This window comes from Zoogloea ramigera, assembly GCF_006539865.1.
Lineage (GTDB): Bacteria > Pseudomonadota > Gammaproteobacteria > Burkholderiales > Rhodocyclaceae > Zoogloea > Zoogloea ramigera.
In genome coordinates, this window is record NZ_BJNV01000002.1 from 60,192 (window position 1) to 79,891 (window position 19,700).

Genomic DNA, 19,700 nt, shown 5'->3' on the forward strand with positions numbered 1-19,700 from the left:
CGGCCTGCTGCTCAGTCCCGGGGTTGTGCCAGCAGCTGGGCGAGCTCGACGGCGGAGCGGACGCCCATCTTTTCGAAGACCCGCGAGCGGTGCACCTCGACGGTGCGCATCGAGATGTTGAGCTCGTCGGCGATGACCTTGTTGAACTTGCCGGCCAGCACCAGGCGCATTACCTCGTGCTCCCGCGGGGTGAGCTGGCTGATGCGGGTGGCGACGGTGGCCTGGCTGGCCTCGCTGGCCTGGCGGCGGGCGTCGGCGGCGAGGGCGCGGATCACCCGGTCAACCAGGGCGTTGTCATCCACTGGCTTCTCGAGGAAATCGAAGGCGCCTTTCTTGAGGGCGCCGACGGCCATCGGCACGTCGCCGTGGCCGGTGAGGAAGATCACCGGCAGGCTGTTGCCCTGTTCGCGCAGGGCCTCGAAGCACTCCAGCCCGCTCATCTCGCGCATCCGGATGTCGAGCACGATGCAGCCTCGCCAGTCGGGCTGCCAGGCTTCGAGGAAGGCCTCGGCGGATTCCCAGGCCCGGCAGGCGACCTGGCGGGTGCGGAACAGCCAGGTGAGGGCGTCACGGATGGCTTCGTCGTCGTCGACGATGTGGGCGAGGGCTTGGCTCATGGATGGGGCACGGGAAGCGTGAAGCGAAAGATCGTACCACCGTCCGGATTGGGCTCGAAGCTGAGGCGGCCTCGGTGCAGCTCGGCAATGGAGCGGCAGATGTTGAGGCCCATCCCCATGCCCTCTTCCTTGGTGGTGAAGAAGGGCGCAAAGAGCTTCTCGGCAACCTCCGGGTCGATGCCCCGCCCGCGGTCGGTGACCGAAAAGACCAGCATGCCGTCCTCGGCGCGGGTGGCCAGGTGGAGGCGACGTTCGCGCCGGGGCGTGTCGGCCATCGCGTCCATGCCGTTGCGGATGAGGTTGATCGCCACCTGTTCGATCATCACCGGGTCGGCCAGCACCGGCGGGAGGCCGTCGGCGAGGTCCACGTCGATGCCCACGCTGCGCCGGGCGGCGTCGGGTTCGACGAGGCCGACCGCCTCGCGGATCACCCCGTTGAGGTCGACGGTTTCGAACTTGGGCTCGCTGCGCCGCACGAAGGCGTGCACCCGCCGGATGATCTGGGCGGCACGCTGGGCCTGCTTGCCGATCTTCTGGAGCACGCCGGTGAGCTCGTCGGGGGCGATGCTGCCGTGTTCGAGCATGTTGAGGCAGCCGGTGTTGTAGCTCGAGATGGCGGCCAGGGGCTGGTTGAGCTCGTGGGCGAGGGTGGAGGCCATCTCGCCCATCGTGACAAGGCGGGCGGTGGCCTGCAGCCGCTCCTGCTGCTGGCGGGCGAGCTCCTGGGCGCGCTTCTGCTCGGTCACGTCGACCACCGAGCCCATCCAGCCGATGTGCCGGCCCTGGTCGTCGATCAGCGGGGCTTCGATCAGGAGGGCGTCGAAGCGCTCGCCACTCTTGCGCATCAGGCGGACTTCCAGCCCCTGGGCCGGCGCGTTGCCGCCCAGGATCTGTTGATGGACCCCGCTGGTGTGTTCGATGGCCTCCGGCGCCCAGTAGGGCATCGGCGGCTGCATGCCGACCAGCTCTTCGGCGCTCCAGCCGACCATCCGGCAGAAGGCCGGGTTCACGTAGGTGATGCGGCCGTTCAGGTCGCGGGCGCGCATGCCGGTCTTGAGGGAGTCTTCCATCGCCTTGCGGAAGGCGTGCTCGCCGCTCAGGGCCTGCTCGGCCGCCTGGCGGCGCTGCATGTGGCGACGCAGCTGCCACAGGCTCCACACGATGGCGGCGGCGAGCACGCCGAGGGAGCCCATCAGGAGCAGGGGAATCCAGCGCACTTCGCTCTTGTAGGCGGTGATGACGAGGTTGAGGCCGTGGCCGGGCGGCTCGAAGGGGATCTCGTAGGCGAGGGTGGCCAGCGGCGAAACCTTGGACTTGGCGGCGATCTCGACGCCCAGGTTGTTGGTCACCGAAACCCTGTAGCGCTCGGAGAACCACCAGGGCACCTGCCGGGCCAGCAGGGCGTTGAGGGAATACACGCCGACAACAGTGCCCAGGTGGCGCCCGCCTTCGAAGATAGGCTGGTGGACCTCGAACTGGGTCTGGTTTTCGAGGACGGCGTAGGACTCGCTATAAACCGGCCGGCCGAGGGAGCGCGCCAGACGGAAGGCCGCGGCGGAAGGAAAGGTGCCGGTGGTTTCCCCCACCATTTCATGGTTGGTGAAGGGCGGCGCCGCGCCTTTAACCTTGCCGTCGGGGTCTAGCCAGAGCACCCGTACGATGCCGCTTTCCGGGTCGAGGGCGCGCTTGAGGCGGGCCTCGGTGGTCGTCCCGGCGGGGCTGTCAGCGAGCAGTTCGGGGCCGAGCTGGACGAGGAGGGCATTGTTGCGCTCGAACTGGAACGAGAAGTTCTGCTCCATCCACAGCACGTCGGTGATCAGGGTGGCGCGCTGCTCCTCGGCGTCTTCCCGGTGGATCAGCCACAGCAGCGCCGCCATCGCGGCGATGAAGAGGGCTACCGCGGCGTAGGGCAGGCTCCAGTACCAGCTGGGCGGCGGCGGTGTCGAGGATGCGGGCGGCAGGGCGGTGTGGGGCACGGGTCGAGTCTCTCCTGGTCGTCGGCTGCATGGTGACGGAGAAGGCCGGCGCTGGCCTGAGGGCTTTCCACAATTGAGCGCCCGCCGCGCCAGAAGCTACTTTTCGGGCATCTGCCGGCTTGAGGTTTTGGGTCGGGGGAGTTCGGTTGGTCAAGCACGCAGCACCCAAATATAAAGGAGACTTCCATGAAACTTCGTACCATTCTGTTCAGCCTCGCCGCCGTTGGCTTCTGCACCGGTGCCGCCGCCCAGGCGCCGATCGTGATCAAGTTCAGCCACGTGGTGGCCGCCGATACGCCGAAGGGCAAGGCCTCCGAGTTCTTCAAGAAGCGTGCGGAAGAGCTGAGCAAAGGCAAGGTGAAGGTGGAAGTCTATGCCAACAGCGCGCTCTACAAGGACAAGGAAGAGCTCGAGGCCCTGCAGCTGGGCGCCGTGCAGATGCTGGCGCCGTCGCTGGCCAAGTTCGGCCCGCTGGGGGTGAAGGAGTTCGAGGTCTTCGATCTGCCGTACATCTTCGACGATTACGCCGACCTGCACCGGGTCACCCAGGGGCCGGTGGGCGCCGGCATCCTGAAGAGGCTCGAGCCGAAGGGCATCGTCGGCCTGGCTTACTGGGACAACGGCTTCAAGTCGTTCTCGGCTAACACGCCGATCCGCAGCCCGGCCGACCTGAAGGGCAAGAAGCTGCGCATCCAGTCGTCCAAGGTGCTCGAAGAGGAAGTCCGCACCATCGGCGGCCTGCCCCAGGTGATGGCCTTCTCCGAGGTGTACCAGGCGCTCCAGACCGGCGTGGTGGATGGCACCGAGAACCCCCATTCCAACATGTACACCCAGAAGATGCACGAGGTGCAGAAGCACCTGACCGTGACCGACCACGGCTACCTGGGCTACGCGGTGATCGCCAACAAGAAGTTCTGGGACGGCCTGCCCGCCGACGTGCGCGGCAACCTGGAAACGGCGATGAAGGAAGCCACCACCTACGCCAACAAGATCGCCCAGGAAGAAAACGACAAGTCCCTCGAGGCGATCAAGAAGAGCGGCAAGACCCAGGTGTACGTGCCCACCAAGGACGAGAAGCTGGCCTTCAAGAAGGCGCTGGTGCCGGTCCACCAGAAGATGGAAGGCCGCATCGGCAAGGGCCTGATCGAGTCGATCTACAAGGAAACCGGCTTCGACCCCGCGAAGCTGTAATTTCGTCCGCTCGAAGTTCCTTTTGTTGCAGGGCAGCCCCCGCCGCCGCGGGCGGCCCTGCCTCGCCGTCACGTTTCGCGAGGTGCAAGCATGAAATTACTCGATCACCTTGAGGAGTGGATCATCACGCTCCTGATGGGCAGTGCCACGGCGATCATCTTCGCCGCGGTCGTTCATCGCTACCTGGCCGGGCTCAGCATCCCCGGCCTTCAGGACTGGCTCCTGTCCCTCAACTTCAGCTGGGCCCAGGAGCTCTGCATCATCATGTTCGTCTGGATGGCCAAGTTCGGCGCGGCCTACGGCGTGCGCACGGGCATCCACGTGGGTGTCGACGTGCTCATCAACCGCCTGTCGGATGGCATGCGCGGGCGCTTCATCATCTTCGGGCTGCTCGCCGGCGCGCTGTTCACCGGCATCGTTGCCACCTTGGGCGCCCATTTCGTGTGGGAGAACGGTGCCCACTATGCCTTCCTGACCTTCACTGGTGCGGAAGTCGGCGACATTCCCGAAGGCCCGACGACCCCCGACCTCGAATGGCCCACCTGGATCGTCTATAGCGCCATCCCGCTGGGCTCCAGCCTGATGTGCTTCCGCTTCCTGCAGGTGGCCTGGAACTTCCTGCGCACCGGCGAGCTGCCCCACCACGACCACGGCCACGTCGATGGTCTCGAGCAAGAGCAGCTGCCGGTGGACGTGGATGTGTATGGCATGGACGACAACCTGCACATGCACGATCTCAAACACAAGCCCCTCGGCGACTCTCGCGGGCCGGGCAAGGGAGGCCGTCAATGAACGCCGCAATCATCTTCGGCATCCTGCTTGTGCTGATGCTGACGGGCATGCCCATCTCGATCTCCCTCGGCCTCACGGTGCTGAGCTTCCTGTTCACCATGACCGAGGTGCCCCTCGAATCCGTGGCGCTCAAATTGTTCACCGGCATCGAGAAGTTCGAGATCATGGCGATCCCCTTCTTCATCCTGGCCGGCAACTTCCTCACCCACGGCGGGGTGGCCAAGCGGATGATCAACTTCGCCACCTCGATGGTCGGCCATTGGTACGGCGGCCTCGGCCTGGCTGGCGTGTTGGCCTGCGCGCTGTTCGCGGCGGTGTCGGGTTCGTCGCCGGCCACGGTGGTGGCGATCGGCTCGATCCTGCTGCCGGCGATGGTGCGGGCGGGTTTCCCCAACAAGTTCGGCGCGGGCATCATCACCACCGCCGGCGCGCTGGGCATCCTGATCCCGCCGTCCATCGTGATGGTGATGTACTCGGTGGCCACCAACACCTCGGTCGGCGCGCTGTTCATGGCCGGCGTGGTGCCGGGCCTGGCCCTGGCGGCAACCCTCGGCGGCGTCACCTGGTACCGGGCGCGCAAGTTCGACTACCCGCGCCAGCCCAAGGCATCCATCGCCGAGCGGGTGAAGGCCTTCCGCGAGTCGGTGTGGGGCCTCTTGCTGATCGTGGTGGTGATGGGCGGCATCTACACCGGCATCTTCACCCCCACCGAAGCGGCGGCGATGAGCGCGATGTACGCCTTCATCGTGGCGGTCTTTGTTTACAAGGACATGCCGCTGAAAGACGTGCCGAAGGTGCTGCTCAACTCGGCCAACATGTCGGCGATGCTGCTCTACATCATCACCAACGCGGTGCTGTTCTCCTTCATCATGACCAACGAGAACATCCCGCAGGCGCTGGCCGACTGGATGCTGGGCCACGGGCTGGGGGTGATCGCCTTCCTGCTGGCGGTGAACGTGCTGCTGCTCCTGGCCGGCAACTTCATGGAGCCGTCGAGCATCGTGCTGATCTTTGCGCCCATCCTGTTTCCGGTGGCGATGAAGCTGGGCATCGACCCGGTGCATTTCGGCATCATCATGGTGGTGAACATGGAAGTCGGCATGTGCCACCCGCCGGTCGGTCTCAACCTGTACGTGGCTTCCGGCATCACCAAGATGGGCATCACCGAGCTCACCGTGGCCGTCTGGCCGTGGCTGTTGTCGATGCTGGTGTTCCTGGGGCTGGTCACCTACTGGCCGGGTCTTTCGCTGTGGTTCCCGCGGATGCTGGGCGTGATGTAAGCCTGGCGGCGGCAAGCATGGAGCGCGTGCCGGCCGGCGCGCCCCGGCTGCAGGGCTTCCCAGCCTTTTGCTGCGCCGCAGCTTTGTGATAAAAGATCGGGTTTCCCGTGGCCGCCTCCGGCTACGGGCCCTGATTGCGAGGCCCGCGTTGTCCCAGCCGTTGCCCCAGACTCCCTCCGTGCCCGAGCACGATTGCTATCATTGCGGCCTGCCTATCCCCGACGAGGTCGACCTGGCGGTGGATATCGAAGGCACCCGCCACCAGATGTGCTGCACCGGCTGCCAGGCGGTGGCCCAGTCCATCGTCAGCAGTGGCCTCATCGACTACTACAAGCGTCGCGACGCGATGCCCGAGCAGGCCCGCGAGGCGATGCCCGACGAGCTGAAGGATCTCGGCCTCTTCGACCACCCGGACTTCCAGCAGGGCTTCGTCAAGCCCATCGGCGAGCACGAGCGTGAGGCCGCGCTGATCCTCGAGGGCATCACCTGCTCGGCCTGCATCTGGCTCAACGAACAGCACGTGGCCCACCAGCCCGGCGTCACGGCGGTCGACATCAACTACGCCACCCGGCGTGCCCGCGTGCGCTGGGACGAGCGCCGCATCAAGCTCTCCGACATCCTCGCGGCGATCCAGGCCATCGGCTACCGGGCCTATCCCTACGACGCGGCCCGCTCCGAGCAGATCTCCCAGCGTGAGCGCCGCAGTGCCCTGTGGCGGCTGTTCGTGGCCGGCTTCGGGATGATGCAGGTGATGATGTACGCCTTTCCGGCCTACATTGCCGCCGATGGCGAGATCACCCCCGACATCGAGGTGATGATGCGCTGGGCCAGCCTGATCCTCACCGCGCCGGTGGTGCTGTACTCCGCCGCGCCTTTCTTCAGCCACGCCTTCCGCGACGTGCGCCTGCGCCGGCTGGGGATGGATGTGCCCGTCGCTCTCGGCATCGGGGCCGCCTTCATCGCCAGCTGCTGGGCCACCTTCACCCGGCAGGGCGAGGTGTATTTCGACTCGGTGACGATGTTCGTGTTCTTCCTGCTGTGCGGCCGCTACGTCGAGATGCTGGCCCGCCAGAAGGCCGTGCGTGGCGTCGAGGAGCTCGGCAAGGCCTTGCCCGCCTTCGCTGAACGCCTGGCCGCCTGGCCTGCCGGCGAGGGCGAGCGGGTGCCCGTCTCCCAGCTCCAGCCGGGCGACGTTATCCGCGTCAAGCCGGGCGAGACGGTGCCCGCCGACGGTGTGGTGATCGACGGCGAGAGCGAGGCCAACGAGGCCCTCCTCACCGGCGAGAGCCGCCCGGTGCCCAAGCGCCCCGGCGCCGAGATCACCGGCGGCACGGTCAACGTCAGCAGCCCCCTGTGCCTGCGGGTCAGCCGCACCGGCGAGCACACCCGCCTCGCGGCGATCCGCCAGCTCATGGAGCGCGCCTCCGCCGAGAAGCCGCGGGTCGTCCAGCAGGCTGACCGGGTGGCGGCCTACTTCATCATCGCGCTGCTGGTGCTGGCCTGCGTCACCGCCGGCTGGTGGTACTGGCATGACCCAGACCGCGCCCTGTGGGTCTTCGTGTCGGTGCTGGTGGTCAGCTGCCCTTGCGCGCTGTCGCTGGCGACGCCAGTGGCGCTCACCGTCGCCACCGACGCCCTCGCGCGGATGGGCGTCCTCGTCACCCGCGGCCACGCCATCGAGGCCCTGGCGCGGGCCGAGCATTTCGTGTTCGACAAGACCGGCACGCTCACCTACGGCGAGATGCGCCTCGAGACGCTCCATTGCCTCGGCGACGCCAGCCCGGCCAGCGTGCTCGGCCTCGCCGCCGCCCTCGAGCAGGGCTCCGAGCACGCCATCGCCCGGGCCCTGCGCCTTCGGGCGGTGGAGGAGGGCGTCGCACTGCCGGCCTTCCTTGCCGTGACTGCCACCACCGGCCAGGGCGTCGCCGGTGAGTTCGACGGCCAGCAATATCGCATCGGCCGCCCCGCCTTTGCCGCCGGCCTCGCTGGCACGCCCGTCCCCGAGGTGCTCCAGCAGGCCGAACAAGGCGGCGGGACGGTGATCGCGCTGGCCTCATCCGCCGGCTGGCTCGGCGGCTTCGTGCTCAGCGACGGGCTGCGGGAAGACTGCGAGGCCACCTTCGACGTCCTGCGGGCGCAGGGGCTCAAGCTCTCGATCTTCAGCGGCGACACGCCCTCCACGGTCGAAGCCATGGGCCGCCGCCTCGGCGTCAGCCACGCGCTGGGCGGCATGACCCCGGAAGGCAAGCACGCCGGCCTGCGTCAGTTGCAGCAGGGCGACGCGGTGATCGCGATGGTCGGCGATGGGGTGAATGACGCGCCGGTGCTGGCCCAGGCCCAGGTGTCGGTGGCCATGGGCGGCGGTACCGACCTGGCCCGCAACCAGGCCGACATCGTGCTGCTGAGCGCCCGGCTCGGCGCCCTCGCCGATGGCCTCGCACTGTCCCGCCGCGCGCTGACGATCATCCGGCAGAACCTGTGGTGGTCCTTCGTCTACAATTTCACCGCGGTGCCCCTGGCCATGTCAGGGCTTGTGACGCCCTGGATGGCCGGCATCGGCATGTCGGCCAGTTCCCTCTTCGTCGTACTGAACGCCTTGCGCCTGCAGCGCGGGGCCAAGCGCTGAGGTTGGTCATGGAAAGCCTGTATCTGCTCATCCCCTTGTCGATCGTGCTGGTCTTCGTGATCGCCGTCATCTTCTGGTGGTCCGTCCGCAGCGGCCAGTTCGACGACCTCGAAGGGCCTGGCTACCGCGTCGTCAGCGATGACGATACGCCACCCGCCGATGCCCGCGCCAAGGCGCCCGACCCGGGGCGTCGCCCAGCGCCCTGACGGGAGCACGCCTCGACTTTGGAATTTGCCAGCAGGCGGGTGCGGCGCTTGCTGCCATTGGGGGCGTCAGCGTCTGCGTCGGCAGCCACGGCCTCTTTCTCCCTGTGCTTGACATGGTTTTGATTCAGGTCAAATTCTGCGCCGCTGGTCTCCGGCATAATCCGTTCCAGGTTGAGGACGTGATCACGAGCAACAACAAGCGCGTCCTTGGGGCCCTCTGGTGGCCCAAAGCTAAAGTCTCTCTGTTGGGGTTGGGGGTGCGCGATGCGCACCCTTTTTTTTCGCCCGTCTCAGCCGGGTCGACCGTTCTCCCATCATCTCCCGGCATACCCTGCTGCGGCACTCTTACATTCCGTAATCGTCTCGTCGTTCCGAAAAACGCCGAATCGACGTACCAACCTGCTAAAATTTCAGGCTTTCGGTTTTTCGACCACCTCAGCCCTACTGGAGTTTAGTCTCATGGCCATTGAACGCACCCTTTCCATCATCAAGCCCGATGCCGTCGCCAAGAACGTGATCGGCCAGATCTACGCCCGTTTCGAAGGCGCCGGCCTCAAGGTCATCGCCGCCAAGATGGCCCACCTGTCCGAGCGTGAAGCCGGCGAGTTCTACGCCGTGCACAAAGAGCGCCCCTTCTTCAAGGATCTGGTCTCCTTCATGACCTCCGGCCCGGTGATGATCCAGTGCCTGGAAGGCGAGGGCGCCATCGCCAAGAACCGTGAGCTGATGGGCGCCACCGACCCGAAGAAGGCCGACAAGGGCACCATCCGCGCCGACTTCGCCGAGTCCATCGACGCCAACGCCGTGCATGGCTCCGACGCCGCCGAAACCGCCGCCGTGGAAATCGCCTTCTTCTTCCCCGGCATGAACGTTTACAGCCGTTGATGATCTCTACCGGCGGGATGAAACTTCTTTCTTCCGCCGGTCTTGATGGAATTACACGTGGTCAATCTTCTCGATTTCGATGCCGCAGCGCTCACCGACTGGTTCGTCCAGCAGGGTGAGAAACCATTCCGTGCCAAACAGGTGCTCCGTTGGGTGCATCGCTTCGGCGTGACCGATTTCGACCAGATGACCGACGTGGCCAAGTCGCTGCGGGCCAAGCTCGCAACGACGGCCTGCATCACCCCGCCCGTGCCGGTGCGCGACAGCATCTCCACCGACGGCACGCGCAAGTGGCTGCTCGACGTGGGCAACGCCAACGCGGTCGAGACGGTGTTCATCCCCGAGACCAACCGCGGCACCCTGTGCATCTCGTCCCAGGCCGGCTGCGCCCTCGATTGCGCCTTCTGCTCCACCGGCAAGCAGGGCTTCAACCGCAACCTCAGCGCCGCCGAGATCATCGGCCAGCTGTGGCTCGCCAACCGCATGCTTGGCGCCAACGGCGACGGCGAGCGGGTCATCAGCAACGTGGTGATGATGGGCATGGGCGAGCCCCTCGCCAACTTCGACAACGTCGTGTCGGCCCTCAACCTGATGCTCGACGACAACGCCTACGGCCTGTCCCGGCGCCGCGTCACCGTGTCGACGTCCGGTATCGTGCCCGCCATGGACCGCTTGCGCGACGCCTGCCCCACGGCGCTGGCCGTGTCGCTGCACGCCTCCAACGACGCGCTGCGCGACAAGCTGGTGCCGATCAACCAGAAATACCCGCTGCGCGAGCTGATGGCTGCCTGCCGCCGTTACCTAGAGCGCGCCCCGCGCGACTTCATCACCTTCGAGTACGTCATGCTCGACGGGGTGAACGACAGCGATGCCCACGCCCGCGAGCTCGTCGCGCTCACCCGCGATGTGCCGTGCAAGTTCAACCTGATTCCCTTCAACCCCTTCCCGAATTCGGGTTTCGACCGGTCGCCGGCGCCGCGCATCAAGCGCTTCGCCGAGATCCTGATCGACGCCGGCATCGTCACCACCACTCGCAAGACGCGCGGTGACGACGTGGATGCGGCCTGCGGGCAGCTGGCGGGGCAGGTCACCGACAAGACGCGCCGGGTCGCGTCCCGGATCGTCCCCATCGTGGAGCAACCCCGATGAATCGTTCCCTCGTCGCCCGTCTGCTCATCGCGCTGCCGGCGGCCCTCGCCCTGGGGGCCTGCGTCGGGCCGCAGCCTGGAGGCTCCCTGGCCCGCATGGAGCGGCCGGTGTCCGAGATGCCGGTGGGCAAGGACGAGTCCCGCGGCAAGGCCAAGGTCCATGTCGAGCTCGGTCAGGCTTATTTTCAGGTCGGCCGCTACGGTGTGGCGCTGGACGAGGCCAAGGCCGCCATCTCCTACGACTCGCGCTACGCCCCGGCCTATCAGTTGATGGGGCTGGTGCATATGTTCCTCGAAGAAAACCAGATCGCGGACGCCAACTTTGCCCACGCGCTGTCACTGGCCCCGGGCGACCCCGAGATCCAGAACAGCTACGGCTGGTTCCTGTGCTCCACCGGCAAGGAGGCCGCCGGCATCGAGATGCTCCAGGCCGCCGCCCGCAACCCGTATTACCAGACACCCACCCGGGCCAACGCCAATGTGGGCCTGTGCCAGCTGCGGCTGAACAACGACGCAGCTGCCGAGCGTGCCTTCCTGCGGGCGGTCGAGCTCGACAACGGCAACCATCAGGCGGTCTTCCACCTCGCCGATATTGCCTACCGGCGTGGCGCCTACGAGGCCGCCAAGCGTTATGTGGCCGCCATCAACCAGACGGTCGAGCCGACGGCCGAGAGCCTCTGGTTGGCGATCCGCATCGAGCGCAGGCTCGGTGACCGCGCGGCCGAGGCGAGCCTCGTGCAGCAGCTGCGCCGCCGTTTCCCCGGCTCTCCCGAATACCAGGCTTTCTTGCAAGGGCAGTACCAGTGACCGATTCCCAAGCCGTGCCGTCGTCTGCGCCGACCTCCTCCCAGGACACCTCGGTGGGTGACACCCTGCGGCGCACCCGCGAAGCCCAGGGGCTCTCCATCTCCGAAGTCGCCAACGCGCTCAAGCTGAACGCGCGCCAGATCGAGGCCCTCGAATCGGGCCGTTTCGCGCAGCTTCCGGGGCTGGCCTTCACGCGGGGTTTCCTGCGCAACTACGCGCGTCTCCTCAAGATCGATGCTGCACCGCTGCTGGCAGGCCTGCAGGCGCCGGATGCCGGCGAGCCGATGGAGCTCGCGCCGGCCTCCAACGCCCATGGCGACATGCCGCAGGTGGGGCGCGGGCGTTTCCGCCGCTCGGTGATCCCGGGCGTGCTGGCGGCGCTGGTGCTGTTCGGCATCGTGGTGGCGGGCTGGTACTACGATACGCTCCGCAAGAAGCCGGCCGAGGAGCTCGCCCTTCCGGCGCCGGATGCCCAGCAAGGTGTCGCCGAGGGTGAGCCGGCCAGCGTCCAGCCGCCCCCGGCCGAGCCCGCCCCGAAGGCCGCCGAAGCCCCGGCCGCGCCCGCACCTGCCCCCGCCGCACCGGCTGCTGCGGGTGTCCCGGTGCCCCTCAGCCCGACCGTCACCGAGTCTGCGCCGGTAAATCCCGCTGCTCCTGCCGCCGAGGCCGGGCGTGACCGGCTGGTGTTCCAGTTTGCCCAGGATGCCTGGGTCGAGGTCAAGGACAAGAGCGGCAAGGTCGTCTTCTCCCGGCTCGGCAAGGCCGGCTCCGAGGAGACATTCGACATCTCCGCCCCGGTTTCCCTCGTCATCGGCAACGCCCGTAACGTTAAGCTCCAGCGTAACGGCACTCTCGTCGACATCCCGACCCCCGGCAAGGTGACCGTCGGGCGCCTCAAGCTAGATTGAATACTGCTGCCATGGATCTCCTCCTCTCCGGGCGCGCCGCCGCTCGTCGCCAGACCCGCCAGGTGCGCGTCGGTAATGTCCTTATCGGTTCCGACGCGCCGGTGGTCGTGCAGTCGATGACCAACACCGATACCGCCGACGACTTCGCCACCACGATGCAGGTCGCCCAGCTCGCCCGGGCCGGCTCCGAACTGGTGCGGATCACCGTCAATAACGACGAAGCCGCCAAGGCGGTACCGAAGATCCGCGAAAAGCTGCTCCAGATGAACCTCGACGTTCCGCTGGTCGGCGATTTCCACTACAACGGCCACAAGCTGCTGCTCGACAACCCGGCCTGCGCCGAGGCCCTCGACAAGCTGCGCATCAACCCGGGTAACGTGGGGCAGGGCGCCAAGCGCGACACTCAGTTCGCGTCCATCGTCGAGATCGCCTGCAAGTACGACAAGCCGGTGCGCATCGGCGTCAACTGGGGCAGCCTCGACCAGTCGGTGCTGGCGCGCATCATGGATGAGAACGCGAAGCGTGCCGTGCCGAGGGACGCGATGGCGGTGATGCGCGAGGCGCTGGTCACCTCGGCCCTCGAATCGGCCGCCAAGGCCGAGGAATACGGGCTTGGCCGCGACAAGATCATCCTGTCGGCCAAGGTCAGCAGCGTGCAGGACCTGATCGCGGTGTATCGCGACATGTCCGCCAAGTGCGACTACCCGCTGCACCTCGGGCTTACCGAGGCCGGCATGGGCTCGAAGGGCATCGTGGCGTCCACCGCCGCGCTGGCGGTGCTGCTCCAGGAGGGCATCGGCGACACCATCCGCGTCTCCCTCACGCCCGAGCCCAACGGCAGCCGCACCCAGGAGGTCGTCGTCGCCCAGGAGATCCTGCAGACCATGGGCCTGCGCGCCTTCACGCCAATGGTCACCGCCTGCCCGGGCTGTGGCCGCACCACCAGCACGCTGTTCCAGGAGATGGCCTCCGACGTGCAGAACTTCGTGCGTGACAACATGCCCGTCTGGCGCGAACAGTTCGACGGTGTCGAGAACATGACCCTGGCGGTGATGGGCTGCATTGTTAACGGTCCGGGCGAGAGCAAGCACGCCAACATCGGCATCTCGCTGCCGGGCACCGGTGAATCCCCTGCGGCGCCCGTGTTCGAGGACGGCGTCAAGACCCGCACCCTGCGCGGCGACAACATCACCAACGAGTTCAAGGCCATCATCGAAACCTACGTGGCCCGTACTTATCCCCGAAAAGGCGCGCCGGCCTGAGCCCGCGCCGATCAGAACAACAAAGGGAATCATGAGCAAGACCCTCCAGGCCGTGCGCGGGATGAACGACATCCTGCCCGACGACGCCGAAGTCTGGGAGCAGTTCGAGGACATCGTCCGCGACTGGCTGCACAGCTACGGCTACCGCCCGATCCGCATGCCCATCGTCGAGCCGACGCCGCTGTTCAAGCGGGCGATCGGCGAAGTCACCGACATCGTCGAGAAGGAGATGTACTCCTTCGAGGACGCCCTCAACGGCGAACACCTCACCCTGCGCCCCGAAGGCACGGCGTCCTGCGTGCGGGCGGCGATCCAGCACAACCTGTTGTTCGGCAACCCGCGGCGCCTGTATTACCAGGGCCCGATGTTCCGCCACGAGCGCCCGCAAAAAGGCCGTTATCGCCAGTTCCACCAGGTCGGCGTCGAGGCCCTCGGTTTCGACGGGCCCGACATCGACGCCGAGCACATCCTGATGTGCGCCCGGCTGTGGGACGACCTGGGCCTCGAGGACGTCAAGCTCGAGATCAACTCGCTGGGCAGCAGCGAGGAGCGCGCAGCCCACCGGGCCGCGCTGATCACCTACCTCGAGGGCCACAAGGACAGCCTCGACGAGGACGGCAAGCGTCGCCTCTATACCAACCCGCTGCGCATCCTCGACACCAAGAACCCCGATCTTCACGCGATTGTCGAAGCGGCGCCCAAGCTCGCCGACTTCCTCGGCGAAGAGTCGCTCAAGCACTTCGACGGCGTGCAGACCATCCTCAAGGACGCCGGCCTGCCGTACCGCATCAACCACCGCCTGGTGCGCGGCCTCGATTACTACAACCGCACGGTCTTCGAGTGGGTCACGACCCGCCTTGGTGCCCAGGGCACTATCTGCGCCGGCGGCCGTTACGACGGCCTCGTCGCCCAGCTCGGCGGCAAGCCGGCGCCGGCGGCGGGCTTCGCGATGGGCGTCGAGCGTCTGCTCGCCCTGTGGCAGGAGTCCGGTGGCCAGGCCGAACGCGTGGTGCCCGATGTGTACCTGGTGCACGCTGGAGAGGCCGCCCAGCGGGCCGCTTTCCGGGTCGCCGAAGGCTTGCGTGGGACGGGCTTTGCGGTCACGCTGCACTGTGGTGGTGGCAGCTTCAAGTCGCAGATGAAGCGCGCCGATGCTTCCGGCGCACCGTTCGCCGTGGTGATCGGTGACGACGAGGCGGCGGCCGGTGAGGTCAGCCTCAAGCCCCTGCGCGACGGTGGCGAACAGATTCGCGTCCCGATGGACGTGCTCCCGGAAACCCTGGCGGACCGCCTGATCGAATCGGAAGAAGACGATGGCAGCATTTGACCTCGAAGAGCAGGAACAGATTTCCCAGATCAAGGGCTGGTGGGAGCAGTTCGGCACCCTCGTGACCGGCGCCGCCGTGGCCGCCGCCCTCGCCTCGGTTGGCTGGCAGGGCTGGCAGTGGTACCAGGGCAAGCAGACCGCCGAGGCATCCGCGCTCTACGCAGTGCTGCAGAAGGCCGCCAGTGAGAAGAACACCCAGAAGTCCCGCGAGGCGGCCGGCGCCCTTATCGAGAAATACAACGGCACCGCCTACGCCGACATGGCCGCGCTGCTGTCTGCCAAGGTGCAGGCCGAAGCCGGTGACCTCAAGAACGCCCGCGTTCCGCTGGCCTGGGCGGCGACCAAGGCCAGCGATCCCGCCCTGCGGGAGCTGGCCCGCCTGCGCCTCGCCACCGTGATGTTCGACGACAAGGCCTACGACGAAGCCCTGGCCCAGCTCCAGGCCCCGACCGACGAAAGCCTGGTCGCACGCTTTGCCGACCTCAAGGGCGACATCCTGCTTGCCCAGGGTAAGCGCGAAGAGGCTCGCGCGGCCTACAAGGCGGTCGTGACGGCCCTCGAGACGACGACCAAGAGCGAATCGGCGGCGCTGCGGGAGATCGCCCAGGCCAAGCTTGACGCCGTCGGGGGCGCGCAATGAGGGCGCATACCCTGGCGCTGAGCCTCGCCGGCGCGTTTGTGCTGTCGGCCTGCAGTTCGCTCAACCCCTTCTCGTCGGAAGGCAAGCCGCCGGCGCTCAAACCCCTGGCGAGCCCGGTCAAGATGAACGAGGGCTGGCGCGCCCGGGTGGACGACGCTGGTGTCTTCGTGTTCCAGCCGGCGATCAGCGGCGGCGCCGTTTTTGCCACTGGCAAGGATGGTGAAGTGACGCGGATCGAGTCCGGCCGCACGGTCTGGAAGACGCCTCTCAAGACCCGCGTGTCTGGCGGTGTCGGGTCCGATGGCAATCTGGTTGCCGTGGGCACGCCCAAGGGCGAGGTCATCGCGCTCGACGCGGAAACGGGGCAGGTCAAGTGGCGTGTCTTCATCAACGCCGAGGTGCTCGCTGCGCCGGCCGTCTCGGGCGGCATGGTGGTGGTGCGCAGTGCCGACAGCCGCCTGTTCGGCCTCGACGCCTCCGACGGCAAGCGCCGCTGGACGTACCAGCGGGCCACCCCTGCGCTGGCCCTGCGTAACGCGGCGGGCGTGGTGATGGAGGGCAACTTCATCATCGCCGGTTATCCGGGGGGCAAGCTGGTGGCCGTCAATGGCACCAACGGCAGCCTGGCCTGGGAGGGCACCGTTGCGGTGCCGCGCGGTGCGACCGAGCTCGAGCGGGTGGCCGACATCACCAGCCTGCCGGTGATGACGCCCCGGGCAACCTGCGCCGTCGCCTACCAGGGGCGGGTCGCCTGTTTCGACATGAGCAACGGCACCACGCTGTGGACGCGCGACCTTTCCAGCTCCAGGGGCCTTGATCTCGACGACCGGAACGTCTTCGTGACCGACGAGAAAGGTGCCGTTCACGCGCTGGATCTCGCCAATGGCGCCAGCGTCTGGAAGCAGGATCAGCTCGCTGGCCGCAGCCCCGGGCGCCCGCGGATCATGGGCGAATACGTCGCGGTCGGCGACGTCGAAGGCTATGTGCATCTTCTCCGGAAAGACGACGGCAGCCTCGCTGGCCGCCACCGCGTCGATTCCAGTCCGATTCTCGCCGACCCGCAAAAAGCAGGCGGCGACATCGTCATCCAGACACGCAATGGCAGCCTCCAGGCCATCGGCGTGCAGTAACAATAAGGGAGTCACCGTAGCGTGAAACCTACCCTCGTCCTCGTTGGACGCCCCAACGTGGGCAAATCCACCCTGTTCAATCGTCTCACCAAGACCCGCGACGCGCTGGTCGCCGACTTTCCCGGCCTGACCCGCGACCGCCGCTACGGCCTCGGGCGTGTCGCCGAGCGCGAGTTCCTAGTGGTCGATACCGCCGGTTTCGATCCGGTCGCCAAGGAAGGCATCGTCCATGAAATGGCCAAGCAGGCCGAACAGGCCATCGCCGAAGCCGACGCGCTGCTGTTCATGGTGGATGCCCGCAACGGCCTGACCCCCCACGACGAGCAGATCGCTGCGCGCCTGCGCCGGGCGGGCCGCCCGACCTTCCTGGTGGTCAACAAGGCCGAAGGCATGAACCGCGCCGTCGTGTCGGCCGAGTTCCACGCCCTCGGCCTGGGTGACCCCCTGTGCATCTCCTCGGCCCATGGCGACAACGTGCATGCGCTGATGGAGCTGGTGCTCGAATCCTTCCCCGCCGACGAGGACGACGACGAGGCCGATGAGAAAGGCCCCCGCGTCGCCATCGTTGGTCGGCCGAACGTCGGCAAGTCCACGCTGGTGAACACGCTGATCGGCGAAGAGCGGGTGATCGCATTCGACATGCCGGGCACCACCCGGGACGCCATCGAGGTGCCGTTCGAGCGCAACGGCAAGCACTACACCCTCATCGACACCGCCGGCCTGCGCAGGCGCGGCAAGGTCTTCGAGGCGGTCGAGAAGTTCTCGGTGATCAAGACCCTGCAGGCGGTGGAACAGGCCAACGTGGTGGTGCTGGTCCTCGATGCGAGCCAGGAGATCTCCGACCAGGACGCCCACATCGGTGGTTTCGTCGTCGAGGCCGGCCGCGCGCTGGTGGTGGCCGTGAACAAATGGGACAGCGTCGACGATTACCGCCGCCAGCGCATCAAGGAAGACATCGAACGCAAGCTGCCCTTCCTGGGTTTCGCCAAGTTCCTGTATGTCTCGGCGCTGAAGGGGCAGGGCATCGTGCCGATGCTGAAGGCCGTCGATGGCGCCTACGCCGCCGCGATGACCAAGCTGGCAACCCCGAAGCTGACCCGTCTGCTCCTCGATGCCACGCTCAAGCAGCAGCCGCCGCGGCACAGCGGGTTCCGCCCCAAGATGCGCTACGCCCACCAGGGCGGGATGAATCCGCCGATCATCGTCGTGCACGGCAGCGCGCTCGATCACGTGCCGGCGTCGTATGTCCGCTACCTCGAGCGCAGTTTCCTCGAAGCATTCAAATTGCAGGGCACACCGTTGAGGATACAATTCAAGTCTTCACATAACCCCTTTGCAAGCAAGGTTTAAAGAGCCCACTTCCACACCAGTGAGCGGTCTGTTTGTTCGTGTTGCAACGCAGCAAATCGCTCTATAATTATTTCAAACTAAAACCATAGAGGTTCTAACATGAGCAACAAGGGGCAACTTTTGCAAGATCCCTTCCTGAATGCCTTGCGGCGTGAGCACGTTCCGGTCTCCATCTACCTCGTGAACGGCATCAAGCTGCAGGGGCAGGTCGAGTCCTTCGACCAGTACGTCGTGCTGCTGAAGAACACCGTGACGCAGATGGTTTACAAGCATGCCATCTCCACTGTCGTGCCGGCGCGCCCGGTCAATATCCAGCAGGAACAAAACGAGGCAGCAAGCTGACCTATCCGCTCAGTCATACGCTTGCTCAGCCGTTGAGCCGGCCGCGTCACGGCCTTTGCCAATCCGGGAGCCCGAGTGTTTGAAAGGCCTGCTTCGGGGACGCGTGCGCTACTGGTCCAGGTTGATTTCGGCCAGGGCAGTCTCGAAGAACGTCTGGCAGAGATCACCTTGCTGGCCGAAAGCGCCGGTGCAAGCGTGGTCGGTGTGGTTCAGGCCAAGCGCCAGGCGCCAGATCCCGCCCACTTTGTCGGCAAGGGCAAGGCGGATGAAATCGGGTCGTCAGCGCAGCTGAACGAGGCCGACATCGTCATCTTCAACCATGACATCACTGCCGCGCAGCAACGCAACCTCGAGCGCAAGCTCAATTGCCGCGTTATCGACCGTTCCGCGCTGATTCTCGACATCTTTGCCCTGCGGGCGAAGAGCCACGAGGGCAAGTTGCAGGTCGAGCTGGCCCAGTTGCAGCACTTGTCCACACGCCTCGTGCGGGGCTGGACTCACCTGGAGCGCCAGAAGGGCGGTATCGGCCTGCGGGGGCCCGGTGAGAAGCAGCTCGAAACCGACCGTCGTCTGCTTGGCGAGCGGGTCAAGCTGCTCAAGTCCAGGCTGGCGACCCTCGAGCGGCAGCGTGCCGTGAGGCGGCGGGCCCGGGAGCGCCGCGAAGTGCTCACCATTTCACTGGTGGGCTACACCAACGCAGGCAAATCCACGCTGTTCAATGCGCTGACCAAGGCTGGCGCCTACGCGGCAGATCAGCTCTTCGCGACCCTCGACACCACCTCCCGGCGGCTTTTCCTCGGCGAGGCGGGCAACGTGGTGTTGTCGGATACCGTTGGTTTCATTCGCGATCTACCCCACTCGCTGGTGGCCGCCTTTCACGCGACCCTCGAAGAGACCGTGTCTGCCGACCTTCTGCTCCACGTGGTCGATTCGGCCAGCGAAGACCGGGAAGGGCAGATCGCGGCGGTGAATGGCGTGCTGGAAGAAATCGGGGCGGGCAGCCTTCCCCAGATCCAGATCTGGAACAAGATCGACGCCACGCTGGCGAGCCCGGAAGTGCAGCGGGACGCTTGTGGTAAGATCTCGCGCGTTTTGCTTAGCGCCAGGACGGGCGAAGGCCTCGACCTGCTGCGTGAGGTGCTCGCCGACGTGGCACTGGCGCACAAAGCCGAACTGGCTGCCATTTCAGCGGCAGCGCAGGCTGGTTGAACCC

18 protein-coding genes are annotated in these 19,700 nt (G+C 66.5%); 16 read left to right on the plus strand and 2 right to left on the minus strand.

Annotated features, from left to right (window positions below; all coding sequences use genetic code 11):
- Positions 1-11 precede the first annotated feature (11 nt).
- Both ZRA01_RS00410 and ZRA01_RS00415 read right to left on the minus strand, forming a co-directional pair.
- Positions 12-617 (minus strand): response regulator transcription factor, encoded by a 606-nt coding sequence (locus tag ZRA01_RS00410; protein ID WP_141348769.1) that lies wholly within the window; start codon positions 615-617, stop codon positions 12-14.
- Complete coding sequence (locus ZRA01_RS00415; RefSeq protein WP_141348847.1) at positions 614-2,494, minus strand: sensor histidine kinase; 1,881 nt, start codon at positions 2,492-2,494, stop codon at positions 614-616. The genes ZRA01_RS00410 and ZRA01_RS00415 overlap by 4 nt, the downstream gene beginning before the upstream one ends.
- 285 nt (positions 2,495-2,779) lie before the next feature.
- Here ZRA01_RS00415 and ZRA01_RS00420 point away from each other — a divergent pair, with 285 nt between their 5' ends.
- The 16 genes from ZRA01_RS00420 to hflX all read left to right on the plus strand — a co-directional run bounded on the left by ZRA01_RS00420 (position 2,780) and on the right by hflX (position 19,696).
- Positions 2,780-3,784: a TRAP transporter substrate-binding protein gene (locus ZRA01_RS00420; RefSeq protein WP_141348770.1), complete on the plus strand. Its 1,005-nt coding sequence runs from the start codon at positions 2,780-2,782 to the stop codon at positions 3,782-3,784.
- Between the two features lie 90 nt (positions 3,785-3,874).
- Complete coding sequence (locus ZRA01_RS00425; protein WP_141348771.1) at positions 3,875-4,576, plus strand: TRAP transporter small permease; 702 nt, start codon at positions 3,875-3,877, stop codon at positions 4,574-4,576.
- Positions 4,573-5,856: a TRAP transporter large permease gene (locus tag ZRA01_RS00430; RefSeq protein ID WP_141348772.1), complete on the plus strand. Its 1,284-nt coding sequence runs from the start codon at positions 4,573-4,575 to the stop codon at positions 5,854-5,856. The genes ZRA01_RS00425 and ZRA01_RS00430 overlap by 4 nt, the downstream gene beginning before the upstream one ends.
- A 178-nt stretch (positions 5,857-6,034) precedes the next feature.
- Positions 6,035-8,482, plus strand: coding sequence for a heavy metal translocating P-type ATPase (locus ZRA01_RS00435; RefSeq protein WP_141348773.1), 2,448 nt, complete (start codon positions 6,035-6,037; stop codon positions 8,480-8,482).
- 8 nt (positions 8,483-8,490) lie between these two features.
- Positions 8,491-8,688, plus strand: a complete 198-nt coding sequence (ccoS, locus tag ZRA01_RS00440; RefSeq protein WP_141348774.1) for a cbb3-type cytochrome oxidase assembly protein CcoS — start codon at positions 8,491-8,493, stop codon at positions 8,686-8,688.
- A gap of 459 nt (positions 8,689-9,147) precedes the next feature.
- Positions 9,148-9,573 (plus strand): nucleoside-diphosphate kinase, encoded by a 426-nt coding sequence (gene ndk, locus ZRA01_RS00445; RefSeq protein WP_141348775.1) that lies wholly within the window; start codon positions 9,148-9,150, stop codon positions 9,571-9,573.
- A 45-nt stretch (positions 9,574-9,618) separates the two neighbouring features.
- Positions 9,619-10,722 (plus strand): dual-specificity RNA methyltransferase RlmN, encoded by a 1,104-nt coding sequence (gene rlmN / locus ZRA01_RS00450; protein WP_141348776.1) that lies wholly within the window; start codon positions 9,619-9,621, stop codon positions 10,720-10,722.
- Positions 10,719-11,528: a type IV pilus biogenesis/stability protein PilW gene (gene pilW, locus ZRA01_RS00455; protein ID WP_141348777.1), complete on the plus strand. Its 810-nt coding sequence runs from the start codon at positions 10,719-10,721 to the stop codon at positions 11,526-11,528. The genes rlmN and pilW overlap by 4 nt, the downstream gene beginning before the upstream one ends.
- Entirely contained in the window at positions 11,525-12,436 is a 912-nt protein-coding gene (locus ZRA01_RS00460; protein WP_141348778.1) for a helix-turn-helix domain-containing protein, read from the plus strand. The genes pilW and ZRA01_RS00460 overlap by 4 nt, the downstream gene beginning before the upstream one ends.
- Positions 12,437-12,447: 11 nt before the next feature.
- On the plus strand, positions 12,448-13,698 hold the full coding sequence (gene ispG / locus ZRA01_RS00465) for a flavodoxin-dependent (E)-4-hydroxy-3-methylbut-2-enyl-diphosphate synthase (protein ID WP_141348779.1): 1,251 nt from the start codon (positions 12,448-12,450) through the stop codon (positions 13,696-13,698).
- Positions 13,699-13,729: 31 nt separating this feature from the next.
- The gene (hisS, locus tag ZRA01_RS00470; RefSeq protein ID WP_141348780.1) at positions 13,730-15,025 is read left to right on the plus strand and encodes a histidine--tRNA ligase; all 1,296 of its coding nucleotides are present in this window, start codon (positions 13,730-13,732) and stop codon (positions 15,023-15,025) included.
- Positions 15,012-15,665, plus strand: a complete 654-nt coding sequence (locus ZRA01_RS00475; protein ID WP_141348781.1) for a YfgM family protein — start codon at positions 15,012-15,014, stop codon at positions 15,663-15,665. The genes hisS and ZRA01_RS00475 overlap by 14 nt, the downstream gene beginning before the upstream one ends.
- Positions 15,662-16,795 (plus strand): outer membrane protein assembly factor BamB, encoded by a 1,134-nt coding sequence (bamB, locus tag ZRA01_RS00480; RefSeq protein ID WP_141348782.1) that lies wholly within the window; start codon positions 15,662-15,664, stop codon positions 16,793-16,795. The genes ZRA01_RS00475 and bamB overlap by 4 nt, the downstream gene beginning before the upstream one ends.
- Before the next feature lie 21 nt (positions 16,796-16,816).
- Complete coding sequence (gene der / locus ZRA01_RS00485) at positions 16,817-18,145, plus strand: ribosome biogenesis GTPase Der (RefSeq protein WP_141348783.1); 1,329 nt, start codon at positions 16,817-16,819, stop codon at positions 18,143-18,145.
- Positions 18,146-18,244: 99 nt separating this feature from the next.
- Complete coding sequence (gene hfq, locus ZRA01_RS00490; RefSeq protein ID WP_079434940.1) at positions 18,245-18,487, plus strand: RNA chaperone Hfq; 243 nt, start codon at positions 18,245-18,247, stop codon at positions 18,485-18,487.
- A 75-nt stretch (positions 18,488-18,562) separates the two neighbouring features.
- Positions 18,563-19,696 (plus strand): GTPase HflX, encoded by a 1,134-nt coding sequence (gene hflX, locus ZRA01_RS00495; RefSeq protein WP_141348784.1) that lies wholly within the window; start codon positions 18,563-18,565, stop codon positions 19,694-19,696.
- The last annotated feature ends 4 nt before the right edge of the window (positions 19,697-19,700 follow it).